We start from the raw sequence: 14,870 nt of genomic DNA, 5'->3' as shown, positions 1-14,870 counted from the left end.
CGCAGGTCAGAGGCTATACGCACTGTGTATAGTCCCGCCATGCGAACTCAGATCAAGAAGACGCGGAAAACGGCGCTCCGGTTCCGCGCAGCCAGGTTCGGGGCGCTCGCCGCCTGCCTCTCCCTCGCCCTGACCGGCTGCGCCGGCCTCGACACCACCGCGCCCAGCGCCGTCCGCGCGCACGGCGGGCCCACCGCCCAGGCGGCCCGCCTCGGCCCGGTCGACTGCGGCGAGGTGAAGTGCATAGCGCTCACCTTCGACGCGGGCCCGAGCGAGAACTCCGCACGGCTGCTGGACATCCTCAAGGACAGACAGGTGCCGGCGACGTTCTTCCTGCTCGGCGAACGGCACATCACCGCATACCCGCAGCTCGTCAGACGCATGGCCGACGAGGGGCACGAGGTCGCCAGCCACACCTGGGACCACCGGATCCTCACGGAGCTCACGCCCGAGGAGATACGCGCCGAACTGGAGCGCCCCAACGCGGAGATACAGCGCCTCACCGGGCGGCGGCCCACGCTGATGCGTCCGCCGCAGGGCCGTACGAACGACACCGTGCACGAGATATGCCGTGAGCTGGGCATCGCGGAGGTGCTGTGGACGGTGACCGCGAAGGACTACACGACGGAGGACCCCGAGCTGATCAAGCGGCGCGTCCTCGACCAGGCCGAGCGGGACGGGATCATCCTGCTGCACGACATCTACGCGGGGACCGTGCCGGCGGTGCCGGGGATCATCGACGCGCTGAAGGACCGGGGGTACGTGTTCGTGACGGTGCCGCAGCTGCTCGCGCCCGGGAAGGCGGAGCCGGGGAAGGTCTACCGGTGACCCGGGCGGCGCACGCCCCCCGCGGCCCGGTCGCGCGCACACCCGTGCGGAGAATCGTTTCGCGTGCGCCGGCGCGGAAAGCCCGGACTAGGCCGAGCGTGTGACCGGGCGGGGATGTCTGCGCGTGGCGGCTCGCACTGCCTACGATCACCGTGTGGTCACCTTCCAGTTGGAACGCACGGCGCCCCTCAGCCTCGACGAGGCGTGGCGCCGCCTCACCGCGTGGCCCCGGCACGGTGACGTGGTCCCGTTGACGCGCGTCACCGTGATCACCCCCGGGCCGACCCGCGAGGGCACGGTGTTCGTCGCCCGGTCCGGGGTGCGGCCGCTCGTCTTCGACGACCGTATGGAGGTCACCGTCTGGCGTCCGCCGACCACCGACGCGGGCGGGGACGGGCCGGGACTGTGCAGGCTGGAGAAACGCGGCCGGATCGTGTTGGGGTGGGCGGAGATCGAGGTGCGGCCGGGGCCGGGCGGGCGCGCCCGGGTCGTCTGGCGCGAGGAACTGCGGGTGCGCTTCCTGCCGTCCCTGTTCGACCCGCTGCTGCGGGTCTCGGCCCGCACCCTGTTCGGCCGCGCCGCCAACCACCTCCTGCGCCGCCCCTGACCTGCCAACAAGCCTCTGGGCAGCGGCCGTTGCCCATGACAGGGTGAGCACATGAAGACGGCGGACGAAGAGGCGGCACCCACGGCGGACAGGTCCGGCGGGCTCGGCGAGGTCGAGGCACTGGCCGCGGACGGGCTGCGCTGGCTGCTCGGGGTGGCCCGGGAGACGGAGGGCGGCGGGCTGGGCTGGCCCGCCCGGCCCTCGGACGCGGCACTCGAAGCGGAGCTGTACAGCGGGACGGCCGGGATCGTGCCCACCCTGCTGGAGGCGCGGCGGCACTTCGGGGACGACTCCTACGGCGACGCGGCCCTGCGCGCGGCGCGCCATCTCGCGGTCGCCGCCGCGGAGGCCGAGGACGACTCCCTGTACTTCGGCCGTACCGGCATGGCGCTCGCCCTGCGGGCCGTCCAGCGCGAGCTGGGCGACGACGCGGCCGGCGCCGCCGCCGACCGGGCGCTGGAGCGGGTGCGCTCCCGCTTCGACGGGACGCGCTGGGGCGAGCTGTTCGAGCTGATGGGCGGCAACGCGGGCATCGGCCTGGGCGCGCTCGCCACGGGGGACGAGGAACTGGCCGTCCTCGCGCTGGAGCCGTACACGCGCACGGCGGAGGAGACGGAGGCGGGCGTCACCTGGGCGCACGCGCACCGCCCGGGCCTGGTGTCCCGGTTCCACCACATCTCGCACGGCGCGCTCGGCATCGTGTACGCGCTGACCGCCGTCGGCGGGGCGGCCGGCCGCGCGGACTTCCTGGCGCTGGCGCGGGCCGGGGCCGCGAACGTGACGGCCCGTGACGAGGCCGGCTCGGACGGCTTCCTGGTCGCCCACTCCGATCCGCAGTACCGGCCCGACCTGGTGGAGCGGCACAGCTACGGCTGGTGCCACGGCCCGACGGGTGACGCGCAGGTCTTCCGGCTGCTGCGGGACGTGCTGGCCGAGCCCGGCTGGCAGGACCTCGCCGACCGCTGCTGGCACACGGTGACGCACTCAGGTCTCCCCCGGCGGCTGCGACCGGGCTTCTGGGACAACAACGCCCGCTGCTGCGGCACGGCGGGCGTGCTGGCGCTGGCCTGCGACCGGATGGCCGAGCAGGGCGACGCCCCGGACTTCGCGCACGTGCTGGTGGCCGACCTCGTCGCCCGCGCCACCCGCGACACGGACGGGGCCCGCTGGTCGAACGTCGAACACCGGGCCACGCCGAGCGTGCTGGAACCGGCCACGGGCTGGGCCGCGGGCGCCGCGGGCATCGTGCGCGAGCTGCTGCGCTTCGTCCGGGTGAGCGGGAAGGGCGACCCCGGCTACGCGTTCGTCTGGCCGGACCAGCCGGCGGTGCGCCCGCCCGGGGGCGTTCAGGCGACGGAGCCGATCCGCCCGGCGGGCCCGGGCGCGCCGTCGTGATGGATGGGAGTGTGCGCGCCGGCCAGGGGGACGCCGCTGCCGCCCCGCCGGTCGGCGACGATCTCCGCGGCGATGGACAGCGCGGTCTCCTCGGGCGTGCGGGCGCCCAGGTCGAGGCCGATGGGTGAGCGCAGCCGCGCCAGCTCCAGTTCGGTGACGCCCACGTCGCGCAGCCGGGCGGCGCGGTCGAGGTGGGTGCGGCGGGAGCCCATGGCGCCGACGTAGGCGACGGGCAGCCGCAGCGCCAGCCGGAGCAGCGGGACGTCGAACTTGGCGTCGTGGGTGAGGACGCACAGCACGGTGCGGCCGTCCACGCGGGTGCGCTCCAGATAGCGGTGCGGCCATTCGACGGCGATCTCGTCGGCCTCGGGGAACCGCTCCCGGGTCGCGAAGACCGCGCGGGCGTCGCACACGGTGACGTGGTAGCCGAGGAACTTCCCTACGCGCACCAGCGCCGCCGCGAAGTCGATCGCGCCGAAGACGATCATGCGGGGCGGCGGGGCCGAGGACTCGACGAGGACGGTGAGCGGGGCCCCGCAGCGGGAGCCCTGCGCGCCGATCTCCAGGGCGCCGGTGCGGCCCGCTTCGAGGAAGGCGCCGGCCTCGGCGGCGACCGTGCGGTCCAGTTCGGGGTGGCCGCCGAAGCCGCCCTCGTGGGAGCCGTCGGGCCGGACGAGCAGGGCTCGTCCGACGAGGTCCGCCGGGCCGGACACGATCCGGGCGAGCGCCGCCGTCGCGCCGCTCGCGGCGGCGGCGAGGGCGGCCGCGACCACCGGGCGGCCGGGGTCGGCGGCCCGTACCGGGGTGACGAGGACGTCGATGACTCCGCCGCAGGTCAGGCCGATGGCGAAGGCGTCGTCGTCGCTGTGGCTGAACCGTTCGAGGACGGGTTCGCCGTCCTGGAGGGCCTGCCGGCACAGGTCGTAGACGGCGCTCTCCACGCAGCCGCCGGAGACCGAGCCGACCGCCGTGCCGTCGGCGTCCACCGCGAGGGCCGCGCCGGGCCGGCGGGGCGCGCTTCCGTTGACGGCGACCACGGTGGCGACGGCGAAGTCGCGGCCCTGCCCGACCCACCGGTCGAGTTCCTCGGCGATGTCCAGCATCTCTGGCGTCTCCTTGCTGTGCGCTCCTGGGACGGGTTCCCGCACGGACGGCCGGTGCACGCCCGGACGGCCACCGATCGTGCGCGGGCGCGGTGACCCGCGGGAGCGCACGCTCAGCGGGGGTGCTGTTCCTGTGCCGTGCCCGTGAGGTGTTCGGGGCGGACGGGTGTCCGGTTCAGTTCCAGGCCCGTCGCGTCCCGGACGGCCGCGAGGACCGCCGGGGTCGAGGACAGGGTGGGGGCCTCGCCGATGCCGCGCAGGCCGTACGGGGCGCGGGTGTCGGCGAGTTCGAGGACGTCGACGGGGATGGTCGGGGTGTCGAGGATGGTGGGGATCAGGTAGTCCGTGAAGGAGGGGTTGCGCACCTTCGCGGTCTTCGGGTCGACGACGATCTCCTCCATGACGGCGATACCGAGGCCCTGGGCGGTGCCGCCCTGGATCTGGCCCAGCACGGACAGCGGGTTGAGGGCCTTGCCGACGTCCTGGGCGCAGGCCAGCTCGACGACCTTCACCATGCCCAGCTCGGTGTCGACCTCGACGACGGCGCGGTGCGCGGCGAAGGAGTACTGGACGTGCCCGTTGCCCTGGCCGGTGCGCGGGTCGAACGGCTCGGTGGGCCGGTGCCGCCACTCCCGTTCGACCTCGACGGCCTCCTCGCCGAGCACGTCCACCAGGTCGGCGAGGGCCTCGCCGCCGTCGGTGACGACCTTGCCGCCCTCCAGGAGGAGTTCGGCGGTGGCCCAGGCCGGGTGGTGGGCGCCGAACTTGCGGCGCCCGATCTCCAGCACCCTCTCGCGCACCAGCTCGCAGGCGTTCTTCACGGCCCCGCCGGTCACGTACGTCTGCCGTGAGGCGGAGGTGGAGCCGGCGCTGCCGACCCGGGTGTCGGCCGGGTCGATCGTCACCCGGGAGACGCCCAGCTCGGTGCGGGCGATCTGGGCGTGGACGGTGACTCCGCCCTGGCCGACCTCGGCCATGGCCGTGTGCACGTTGGCGACCGCCTCACCGGCGACCACCTCCATGCGCACCCGGGCCGTCGAGTAGTCGTCGAAGCCCTCGGAGAAGCCGACGTTCTTGATCCCGACCGCGTAGCCGACCCCGCGGACGACGCCCTCGCCGTGCGTGGTGTTGGACAGGCCGCCGGGCAGCTGCCGTACGTCGGCGCCCTCGCTGCTCTCCCACTGGCGCTCGGGCGGCATCGGCATCGCCTTGACGCGGCGCAGGAGTTCGGCGACGGGGGCGGGAGAGTCCACCGGCTGGCCCGTCGGCATGATCGAGCCCTGTTCCATGGCGTTCAGCTGCCGGAACTCCACCGGGTCCAGGCCGAGTTCCTTGGCCAGCTTGTCCATCTGCGCCTCGTAGGCGAAGCAGGCCTGGACCGCGCCGAAGCCGCGCATCGCCCCGCAGGGCGGGTTGTTGGTGTAGAGGGCGATCGCCTCGATGTCGACGTCGTCGACGACGTACGGGCCGACGCCGAGCGAGGAGGCGTTCCCGACGACGGCCGGGCTGGCGGAGGCGTACGCGCCGCCGTCGAGGACGATGCGGCACTTGACGTGGGTGAGCTTGCCGTCGCGGGTGGCGCCGTGCTCGTAGGACAGCTTGGCGGGGTGGCGGTGGACGTGCCCGAAGAACGACTCGAACCGGTTGTAGACGATCTTGACGGGTTTGCCGGTGCGCAGGGCGAGCAGGCAGGCGTGGATCTGCATCGACAGGTCCTCGCGCCCGCCGAACGCGCCGCCGACGCCGGCCAGCGTCATCCGCACCTTCTCCGGCGGGAGGCCCAGCACGGGGGCCATCTGCCGGAGGTCGCTGTGCAGCCACTGGGTGGCGATGTAGAGGTGGACGCCGCCGTCCTCCTCGGGCACGGCGAGCCCGGACTCGGGGCCGAGGAAGGCCTGGTCCTGCATGCCGAAGGTGTACTCGCCGCGGACCACGACGTCGGCCCTGCGCGCGGCGGCCGCCGCGTCGCCGCGGACGATCGGCTGCCGGTGGACGATGTTGGGATGGGGGACGTGGCTGACGTGGTGGTCGGTGCGGTTCTCGTGGACGAGGACGGCGTCGGGGGCGGTCGCGGAAGCCTCGTCGGTGACGACGGGCAGTTCGCGGTACTCGACCTTGATCTTCGCGGCGGCGCGGCGGGCGGTCTCCGGGTGGTCGGCGGCGACGATGGCGACCGGCTCGCCGTGGTGGCGGACCTTGCCGTGGGCGAGGACCGGGGTGTCCTGGATCTCCAGGCCGTAGTGGCGCACCTCGGTGGGCAGGTCGTCGTACGTCATCACGGCGTACACGCCCGGGGTGGCGAGGGCCTCGGCGGTGTCGAGGGAGACGATCTCGGCGTGGGCGACGGTGGAGCGCAGGATCTGGCCCCACAGCATGTCCTCGTGCCACAGGTCGGAGGAGTACGCGAACTCTCCGGTGACCTTGAGGACGCCGTCGGGGCGCAGCGTGGACTCGCCGACGCCGCCCTTGGCCTGCGTGCCCTGGGTGATCCTGGCGGGGGCTCCGTTGGTAGGCATGGTCAGCCCGCCTCCTGCTGCCGGGCGGCCGCGAGGCGGACCGCGTCCATGATCTTCTCGTAGCCGGTGCAGCGGCACAGGTTGCCCGAGAGCGCCTCGCGGATGTCCGCGTCGGAGGGGTCGGGTTCGCGTTCCAGCATCTCGTCGGCGGCGATCAGCAGGCCGGGCGTGCAGAAGCCGCACTGGACGGCGCCGGCGTCGATGAACGCCTGCTGCACGGGAGAGAGTTCGGTCTCGTCCCCGGAGTGGGCGGCGGTGCCGTCGGCGTCCGCGCCGTGCGCGCGCTGCCGGGCGTACCGCGCGAGCCCTTCGACGGTGACGATCTCGCGGCCCTCGGCCTGGCCGGCGGCGACGAGGCACGCGCAGACCGGGACGCCGTCGAGGCGGACCGTGCACGAGCCGCACTCGCCCTGCTCGCAGGCGTTCTTGGAGCCGGGCAGCCCGAGCCGCTCGCGCAGCACGTACAGCAGGGACTCGCCCTCCCATACGTCGTCGGCCTCCTGCGGACGGCCGTTGACGGTGAAGTGGACGCGCATCAGGCGGCTCCCTCGCTCGGGCGGCGACCGCCGCGGTAGGACTCCCAGGTCCAGGTCAGCGTGCGGCGGGCCATGACGCCGACGGCGTGGCGGCGGTAGCTCGCGGTGCCCCGTACGTCGTCGATGGGGTTGCAGGCGGCGGCGCACAGGTCGGCGAACCGCTTGGCGACGGCAGGGGGGACGATCTTCCCGTTGTCCCAGAAGCCGCCCTCGTCGAGCGCCGCGTTCAGGAACTCCTCGGCGGTCTCGGCCCGGACGGGGGTCGGCGCGGCGGAGCCGATGCCGGTGCGCACGGTGCGTGAGGACGGGTGCAGGGCGAGGCCGAACGCGCAGACCGCGATGACCATGGCGTTGCGGGTGCCGACCTTGGAGAACTGCTGCGGCCCGTCGGCCTTGCGGACGTGCACCGCGCGGATCAGCTCGTCGGGGGCGAGCGCGTTGCGCTTCACGCCGGTGTAGAAGGCGTCGATCGGGATCATGCGGGTGCCGCGCACCGAGACGGCCTCGACCTCGGCGCCGGCGGCGAGGAGGGCGGGGTGGGCGTCGCCGGCCGGGGAGGCGGTGCCGAGGTTGCCGCCGACCCCGCCGCGGTTGCGGATCTGCGGGGAGGCGACGGTGTGGGAGGCGAGGGCAAGCCCGGGGAGCTCGGAGCGCAGGTTCTCCATGATCCGGGTGTACGGGACGGAGGCGCCGAGCCGCACGCTGTCCTCGCCGACCTCCCATTCGTACAGGTCCGGGATGCGGCTGAGGTCGAGGAGGTGCTCGGGACGCCGGTGGTCGAAGTTGAGCTCGACCATCACGTCGGTGCCCCCGGCGATGGGCACGGCGGCGGGGTGCTCGGCCTTCGCGGCGAGCGCCTCCTCCCAGCCGGCGGGGCGAAGGAAGTCCATGACCGGCTCTCTTCCACGTCTCGGGATCGGACGGAGTCTCGGGATGGGTCGGATCAAGCCACTGCGCGCTCGGGCGGGCCCGGCTCGCACAGGTGCTGTTCACGCCGGGTGGGCTCAGTACACAGCGCCGTACGCCGAGCGGGTCAGTCACCGAAACCATGAAGGAGTTCGCTGGCCAGGGAGGTCATCTTGTAGATTCGTATGAACGGAGGCCCTCCGTAACCTCGGGGCTTTCCGATGGAAACGTACGACACACACTGTGTGACCTGGGACACAGACTCTCGTCGATGATCCTTTCGGATCCGGCGCGATCCATCTGCCTTCCATCGTGTTTTCCATTGTGTTTTCCATCGTGGTTTTCGAGACAAGGAACGGCGGCGACGAGAATGCGGCTGCGCGCACTGCTGGACACCGACGCCCTGGGCCTCAGGCTGCTCGGCGGCGAGGCCGAGCTGGACCGCACGGTGCGCGGTGTGATGACCACCGACCTGCGCGACCCCAGCCGCTACCTCTCCGGTGGTGAGCTGGTGCTGTCCGGTCTGGCCTGGCGCCGGGACGCCGCCGACTCCGATCCTTTCGTGCGGATCCTGGTGCAGGCCGGCGTGGCCGCGCTGGCGGCGGGCACGGCGGAGCTGGGCGACGTCCCCGAGGACCTGGTGGTGGCCTGCGCCCGGCACCGCCTGCCGCTGTTCGCGGTGCACGAGTCGGTGGCGTTCGCGACGATCACCGAGCACGTGGTGCGGCAGGTGTCCGGGGAGCGGGCCGGGGACCTCGCGGCCGTCGTCGACCGGCACCGCCGGATGATGACCTCCGGTCCGGCGGGCGGCGGCCCGGACGTGGTCCTGGACCTGCTCGGCACCGACCTGGACCTGCGCGCCTGGGTGCTCTCGCCGACGGGACGGCTCATCGCTGGGGCGAAGGGCGGGGGCGGTGCGGCGGTTCGCAGCGGCGGCCCGGCGGGCGAGGCCGGCGGCGGTTCGGGGGCCGGGCCGGTCAGGGGGGCCGGTTCCGCGGCCGTGAGCGGTCCCGGGGTCGTGGCCGGTTCCGCGGCCGTGAGCGGTCCCGGGGTCGTGGCCGGTTCTGGGGCCTTGAGCGGGGGTTCCTCTGTCGTGGCCGGTTCCGCGTCCTCGTCCGCCTCGGCGGCCTTGAGCGGTTCCGCGGTGGGTGACCGGGGGGCGTCGTCGGGGGCCGGGACGGGGGCCGTGCCGTCGGCCGAGGTGTGCGCGCGGCTCGCCGGTGAGCATCTGGCGGCCGTCCGCACAGGCCGTCGCGGCCCGCACCGGGTCATCGTCGGCCAGACGACGTACTCGCTCTTCCCGATCCGCACCGCCGGCCGCCCGCCGCAGTCCGGGCACAGCGCCCAGGCACAGGGGGACGTGCGCGAGACCGCGCTGTCGGACTGGCTGCTGGCCGTCGAGGCGGACGCCGGGGACTGGGCGGAGGAGCGCCTCGACCTGCTCCAGGGCGTGACCCAGCTGATCGCGGTCGAGCGCGACCGCCGGGACGCGGCGCGCACGGTGCGCCGCCGGCTGGCGCAGGAGGTGCTGGAGCTGGTGCAGACGGGCGCCGCGCCCGCCGAGATCGCGGCCCGGCTGCGGGTGGCGGCCCCGGTGCTGCTCCCGGGGCTGGGCGCGGCCCCGCACTGGCAGGTGGTGGTGGCCCAGGTCGAGTGGAGCGGCGCGGGCGTCCCGGCCGGCGGGGTCGACGGAACGCACTCGGGCGGTCCGGCGGCGGGTGGCTCGGGCCGGGGCGCGGCTTCGGCGGCCGCTCCCGCCGCCGGCCGTCGCCCGGGCGGCACGGGCGGCACGGGCGCCTCGCAGACGTCGGGCGCGACCGTCGCCGGAGGCTCTGCCCCGGGTGGGGACGTCGCGGGCGGTCCGGTGGCGCAGGCGCTGCTGGAGGAGATCCTCGTCGACCCGCACGCCACCGGCCCCGAGCCGTCCGACCGCATCGCCGTCGCGCACACCGGCGGCGAGGCCGTCGCCCTCGTCCCGCTCCCGGCGGTCGCCGCGGAGCACGACGGCACGGAGACCGGCGTCATCGCCGACGCGCTCCTCGCCGCCGTACGGGAGCCGCTGTCGGCGGGGCTGGGCGACGACGGCCGGATCACGCTGGGCGTCAGCGCGGCGGTGCACTCGGCGGAGGGGCTGCGGGGCGCGCTGGAGGAGGCGCGGCACGCACGCCGGGTGGCGGCGGCCCGTCCCGGCCGGGTGTGCGCGGCGGGACACCAGGAGCTGGCCTCGCACGTGCTGCTGCTGCCGTTCGTCCCGGACGACGTACGCCGCGCGTTCACCGCCCGTCTGCTGGACCCCCTGCGCGACTACGACCGCCGGCACCGCGCCGAGCTGATCCCGACGCTGGAGGCGTTCCTGGACTGCGACGGCTCGTGGACCCGGTGCGCGTCCCGACTGCACCTGCACGTCAACACGCTGCGCTACCGCGTCGGCCGGATCGAGCAGTTGACGGGTCGTGACCTGTCGCGCCTGGAGGACAAGCTGGACTTCTTCCTGGCGCTGCGGATGAGCTGACGAATCGGCGTGCGCCGGCCGAAACGCCGACGGCCGGGGATCCCACGACTTTGTGAAATCCTTCACCCGCCCCCTTGGCCCGGCCCCGCGATCCGTGCTGAGATGCCGCCACCACTCATAGCTCGATGGCGTGCTCGGGGAGGGCAACGTGGCGCACTCCGCCATGTCTGGCAACGGAACGACCGCCGGCGACGATCCGCTCCAGACCGCGGTATGGCGGCTGCGCTCACGCGCCTGCTGGGCCGACGCCGCGGCCCTCCTCCCGGCCGGGACCGCGGCGGGGTCGCTGCAGCGGGCCGCGCTGCTGGTCGAACGGTGTCTCTACACCGAGCAGGGCTGGCAGGAGGCGGAGGACGCGCTGCGTACGGCGGAGGCGCTCGCCCACAGCGACGAGGAACGAGGGGCGGCGGCTTGTGAACGGGGGCACTTGGCGTACGCGGCGACGGTGCACCGGGTGCGTGACCGGGTCGACGAGGCGCGTGCCGCGCTCGGCCGGGCCGCCGCGCTGATCCCGCCGGGGGCGCCGGGCCGAGCGCTGCTGGACTTCCGGCGGGGGCTGCTCGCGGAGAACCTGACCCGTGCCCCGCAGGCGGCGCGGGCCGCGTACCGGCGGGCCCACACGGCCGCGGCGGAGCACTCGGACACGCTGCTGCTGTCGTTCACCTGGCGGCACCTGGCGGGTCTGGCGCTGCGGGACGGTGAACTGGCGGAGGCGCGGCGGGGGTTCGCCGAATCGCTGCGGATCAGGGAGGAGCTGGGCTACCTCGTGGGCACGGCGCCGGCGCTGGCGTCCCTGGCGGACGCGGAGACGGAACCCGAGGCGTCCCGCCTCCGAGAGGAGGCCCGCCGCCTGCACCGCCTCCTCGGAGGAGTCCCCACCTGGCTGACCCGCCACCTGACCCCACCGGCGGCAACGGCGTGACGCCGCCCACCCCCAGCCCGTCCGGCGCTTGAGGACGAGGCCGTTCAGGCCGATCGGGGGTTCGGGGGCAGAGCCCCCGAGGCCGCACCCCAACGGACGCGCACCCGGGATGAACGACGCAGGCCGCCCCGGCACCCCCAGCCCGTCCGGCGTTTGAGGACGAGGCCGTTCAGGCCGAAAGGGGGTTCGGGGGCAGAGCCCCCGAGGCCGGACCCCACGGACCCGCACCCGGGATGAACGGCTCAGGCCGCGCCAGCGAAGTGCTCGCGCACCAGCACCCGCACCACGTCCAAGTCCCCCGCCCCCAACGCCTCCAGCAGAGCTACATGCTCCGCCGCGTCCGCGACGAGCTCCGCCCGTCCCCGCGCCGCCGGCCCCCCGCCGCCCACCAGCGGCCACTGCGACCGCCGGTGCAGTTCCTCCGCGACGCCGACCAGCTGCTCGTTGCCGCACAGTCCCAGCACCGCCCGGTGAAACGCGCGGTCGGACTCCGCGTACGTCGCACGGCAGCCGGAGCCGGCCGCGCGGACGGTCGCCTCGGCGAGGGGGCGCAGTTGCGCCCAGCGTTCGGCGGGGACCGTACGGGCGAGCCGCAGCATGACCGGCACCTCGATCAGCGCGCGCACCTCGGCCAGTTCGGCCAGCTCCCGCGCGCCCCGGACGACGACCCGGAACCCCCGGTTCGGCACGACCTCCACCGCGCCTTCCAGCGCGAGCTGCTGCATCGCCTCGCGGACCGGGGTCGCGGAGACCCCGAAGCGCTCGCCGAGGACGGGCGCCGAGTACACCTCGCCCGGCGTGAGCTCCCCGCCGACGAGCGCGGCGCGCAGGGCGTCGAGGATCTGTCCGCGCACGGAGACCCGCTGCACCGCCGGCCGGGGCCGGGACGGCGCGGCCTCACCATGGGTGTGCTCGCCGCGCACGGCGCCGGCACCGGCACCGGCGCCCCCGCCGCTCCCGGGCCCGAGGCCCGCCGCACCCCTGACCGGCCCGCCGGAGGTCCGCCCCCCGCCACCGCCGACGCTCCCGCCACCGCCGACGCCACCGCCGGCGCCCCCGCCGGGCACCCGCTCGGCCCGCGTCTGCGCCGGCACCCGCGCACCGCCGTCGACCCCCTGGGGAACCCCCGTCCCGGCAAAGCCCTGGGTGCTCCGCTCCACGGGGTCCTCCTGACGGACGTGTCGGTACTTGGGGTCATTACGGCGGCTTGTTACTCGCCCGTCAAGAACCATAGGCGTACCGACCCCCAGTTCAAATCCCCGCACGATTGAGTAAGGTAAGCCTTACCTCTCGCCCCCTCGCGATTCGGTGGTCCCGGAATGCCCGTACCCCCGTCGGCCATGTCCGCCGTGGCGGACGCGTACGCCCGCCTCACCGAGGTCTTCCCCGGCCTCACCGTCACCGAGGTCCCGCAGGGCGATCCGGCCCCGAGCGGCGGCGGCTGGGTCGCCGCAGCCGAGCTGGCGCAGGGCGGGGCGGCCCTGGACGCGTTCCTGGCCTGGGACGACGAGCAGGTGACCCGCGACTACGGCCACAGCGCCCGCCCGGACGTCGTCGCGAGCTTCGGGCTGCACCGCTACTCCTGGCCCGTCTGCCTGCTGATCACCGTCCCGTGGTTCCTGCACCGCCGCGTGCCCCGCTTCCCCGTGACGCACGTCTCCTACGACCGCACCGGCGCCGGCATGCGGATGGCGGTCCGCGCCCCCGCCTCGTTCGCCTGTCTGCCCGGCGATCCGGCGGCCGCGCTGCCCGGCGCCCGGGTGGTCGCGGACGAGGAGGCGCTGCGCGCGGAGGTCCGGGCGGCGGTGGCCGAGCACCACGAACCGGTCCTCGCCGCGTTCGGACCGCGGGCGCGCCGCCGCGGGCGGGCCCTGTGGGGGATGGTGACGGACGAGATCGTCGAGGGCCTGTGGTGGGTCGCCGAACTGCTCGGCGAGGGCGAGAAGGAGCGGGCGCGGCACGAGCTGGCGCGGCTGCTGCCGGGCACGACCCGGCCGTACGTCGGTTCGGCGGCGTTCCGCGAACTGACCGGCCCCGACGGGCAGTCGCTGCCCACCCGGGACCGGGCGAGCTGCTGCATGTTCTACACGGTGCGCCCCGAGGACACCTGCGCCACCTGCCCGCGCACCTGCGACGCGGACCGGGTCGCCAGACTCACGGCGGCGGGCGTGAGTTGACGCCCGCTCCGCGGCATGATGCCCGACTTCCCCACCCGGCTCGGGAACTATCCGTGGAACCACGCGTACGGGTAGTCTTATTCGAACTCAACTCCTGCCCGCCACGCGGCAGTTCGAGCGGAACGTCGCCCTGGGCATCCCCTTGCACCTCCTTGGCGGCCTCTTGCCCCGAAATCCCCTGAGCGCGGACGGGAGTGGGCCACTATGGCGGGCGTCACGCCCTATCCCAATGCAAGGGACCCCAGATGAGACTGACCGACATATCGCTGAACTGGCTGCTTCCGGGCGCCGTGCTGCTCCTGGGCATGCTGGCGGCGGTGGCGGTGCTCGCGCGCGGAAAGCGCTCCTCGGGGGAGAACGCGAGCGCGGACGATTCGTGGGAACGCAGCGAGGAGCGCCGCAGGCGCAAGGAGGCCCTGTACGGGACCGCTTCCTACGTACTGCTGTTCTGCTGTGCGGCGGTGGCCGCCGCGCTCTCCTTCCATGGACTGGTCGGCTTCGGCCGGCAGAACCTCAACCTGTCCGGCGGCTGGGAGTACCTGGTGCCGTTCGGCCTGGACGGGGCGGCGATGTTCTGCTCCGTGCTCGCGGTGCGCGAGGCCAGCCACGGCGACGCGGCCCTCGGCTCCCGGATACTCGTGTGGACGTTCGCCGGCGCCGCCGCCTGGTTCAACTGGGTTCACGCGCCGAGGGGTCTGGGACACGACGGCGCACCGCACTTCTTCGCGGGCATGTCGCTGTCGGCGGCGGTCCTCTTCGACCGGGCGCTGAAGCAGACCCGCCGGGCCGCGCTGCGCGAGCAGGGCCTGGTGCCGCGCCCGCTGCCGCAGATCCGCGTCGTGCGCTGGATGCGCGCCCCGCGTGAGACCTACAGGGCCTGGTCGCTGATGCTGCTGGAGGGCGTGCGCACCCTGGACGAGGCGGTCGACGAGGTGCGTGAGGACAAGCGCCAGAAGGACCAGACCCGCCTGCGCCGCCGCGAGCAACAGCGCGTGGAGCGCGCTCAGTTGAAGGCGATCAGCCGGGGGCACCGGGGCTTCCCGGGCCGTGGCGGCCGGCAGGGGGAGACGCAGGCGACCCTGGAGCGGGCCACCGCCGAGCGGGTCTCCGCGGAGCCTGCCATAGCGAACGCGCCGGAGCAGCTGCCCGTGCGTACGCGGCCCTCCCTGCAGCCCGTCCGCCAGAGTTCTGATCCGATCACCGTCGACCTCACCGCCGAGGACGACACCATGGCGCTGCCGCGTCTGGACTCCCTGGAGCGCAAGCTCAAGGACCTGGAGCAGCAGTTCGGCTGACGCCACGCGGTACCGGGAAGGGGGCGCGACCACAGCGGTCGCGCCCCCTTCCGGTCGTCCGCCGGCCGCCTTC

Annotated in this window: 12 protein-coding genes; 7 read left to right on the top strand and 5 right to left on the bottom strand. The window is 74.4% G+C overall.

The features are described from left to right. The first annotated feature begins 39 nt into the window (after window positions 1–39). From ACFYXA_RS01840 to ACFYXA_RS01830, 3 genes are all read left to right on the top strand, one after another. Window positions 40–828 carry a polysaccharide deacetylase family protein gene (locus ACFYXA_RS01840; protein ID WP_352247215.1) on the top strand — a complete coding sequence of 263 codons (789 nt, stop codon included), beginning with the start codon at window positions 40–42 and terminating at the stop codon, window positions 826–828. 154 nt (window positions 829–982) lie between these two features. Continuing rightward, the gene (locus ACFYXA_RS01835) at window positions 983–1,435 is read left to right on the top strand and encodes an SRPBCC family protein (RefSeq protein WP_389028990.1); all 453 of its coding nucleotides are present in this window, start codon (window positions 983–985) and stop codon (window positions 1,433–1,435) included. 51 nt (window positions 1,436–1,486) lie between these two features. Next, on the top strand, window positions 1,487–2,830 hold the full coding sequence (locus ACFYXA_RS01830) for a lanthionine synthetase LanC family protein (RefSeq protein WP_389027433.1): 1,344 nt from the start codon (window positions 1,487–1,489) through the stop codon (window positions 2,828–2,830). Here ACFYXA_RS01830 and ACFYXA_RS01825 read toward each other — a convergent pair. The 4 genes from ACFYXA_RS01825 to ACFYXA_RS01810 form a co-directional block, all read right to left on the bottom strand. Beyond that, window positions 2,782–3,933, bottom strand: a complete 1,152-nt coding sequence (locus ACFYXA_RS01825; protein WP_389027431.1) for an XdhC family protein — start codon at window positions 3,931–3,933, stop codon at window positions 2,782–2,784. The two genes, ACFYXA_RS01830 and ACFYXA_RS01825, sit on opposite strands and share 49 nt — an antisense overlap. Before the next feature lie 113 nt (window positions 3,934–4,046). Then, window positions 4,047–6,449, bottom strand: coding sequence for a xanthine dehydrogenase family protein molybdopterin-binding subunit (locus tag ACFYXA_RS01820; RefSeq protein ID WP_389027429.1), 2,403 nt, complete (start codon window positions 6,447–6,449; stop codon window positions 4,047–4,049). Between the two features lie 2 nt (window positions 6,450–6,451). Then, window positions 6,452–6,985 (bottom strand): (2Fe-2S)-binding protein, encoded by a 534-nt coding sequence (locus ACFYXA_RS01815; protein WP_389027427.1) that lies wholly within the window; start codon window positions 6,983–6,985, stop codon window positions 6,452–6,454. Further along, window positions 6,985–7,875 carry an FAD binding domain-containing protein gene (locus ACFYXA_RS01810; RefSeq protein WP_389027425.1) on the bottom strand — a complete coding sequence of 297 codons (891 nt, stop codon included), beginning with the start codon at window positions 7,873–7,875 and terminating at the stop codon, window positions 6,985–6,987. The genes ACFYXA_RS01815 and ACFYXA_RS01810 overlap by 1 nt, the downstream gene beginning before the upstream one ends. Before the next feature lie 386 nt (window positions 7,876–8,261). Between ACFYXA_RS01810 and ACFYXA_RS01805 the strand changes: the two genes are divergently transcribed. Together ACFYXA_RS01805 and ACFYXA_RS01800 are read left to right on the top strand one after the other, a co-directional pair. Beyond that, the gene (locus ACFYXA_RS01805) at window positions 8,262–10,403 is read left to right on the top strand and encodes a PucR family transcriptional regulator (protein WP_389027424.1); all 2,142 of its coding nucleotides are present in this window, start codon (window positions 8,262–8,264) and stop codon (window positions 10,401–10,403) included. 163 nt (window positions 10,404–10,566) lie between these two features. Next, window positions 10,567–11,325: a hypothetical protein gene (locus ACFYXA_RS01800; protein WP_352247222.1), complete on the top strand. Its 759-nt coding sequence runs from the start codon at window positions 10,567–10,569 to the stop codon at window positions 11,323–11,325. A gap of 242 nt (window positions 11,326–11,567) precedes the next feature. Here ACFYXA_RS01800 and ACFYXA_RS01795 read toward each other — a convergent pair whose 3' ends face one another. Beyond that, the gene (locus ACFYXA_RS01795) at window positions 11,568–12,485 is read right to left on the bottom strand and encodes a GntR family transcriptional regulator (RefSeq protein WP_389027421.1); all 918 of its coding nucleotides are present in this window, start codon (window positions 12,483–12,485) and stop codon (window positions 11,568–11,570) included. Between the two features lie 159 nt (window positions 12,486–12,644). Here ACFYXA_RS01795 and ACFYXA_RS01790 point away from each other — a divergent pair, with 159 nt between their 5' ends. Both ACFYXA_RS01790 and ACFYXA_RS01785 read left to right on the top strand, forming a co-directional pair. Then, on the top strand, window positions 12,645–13,502 hold the full coding sequence (locus ACFYXA_RS01790) for a (2Fe-2S)-binding protein (protein WP_389027419.1): 858 nt from the start codon (window positions 12,645–12,647) through the stop codon (window positions 13,500–13,502). Window positions 13,503–13,747: 245 nt separating this feature from the next. Next, entirely contained in the window at window positions 13,748–14,797 is a 1,050-nt protein-coding gene (locus ACFYXA_RS01785; protein WP_352247225.1) for a DUF2637 domain-containing protein, read from the top strand. Window positions 14,798–14,870 lie beyond the last annotated feature (73 nt).

The organism is Streptomyces sp. NPDC002566 (genome assembly GCF_042889585.1).
Taxonomy (GTDB): domain Bacteria; phylum Actinomycetota; class Actinomycetes; order Streptomycetales; family Streptomycetaceae; genus Streptomyces.
This window is presented reverse-complemented; position numbering and strand designations above follow the sequence as displayed.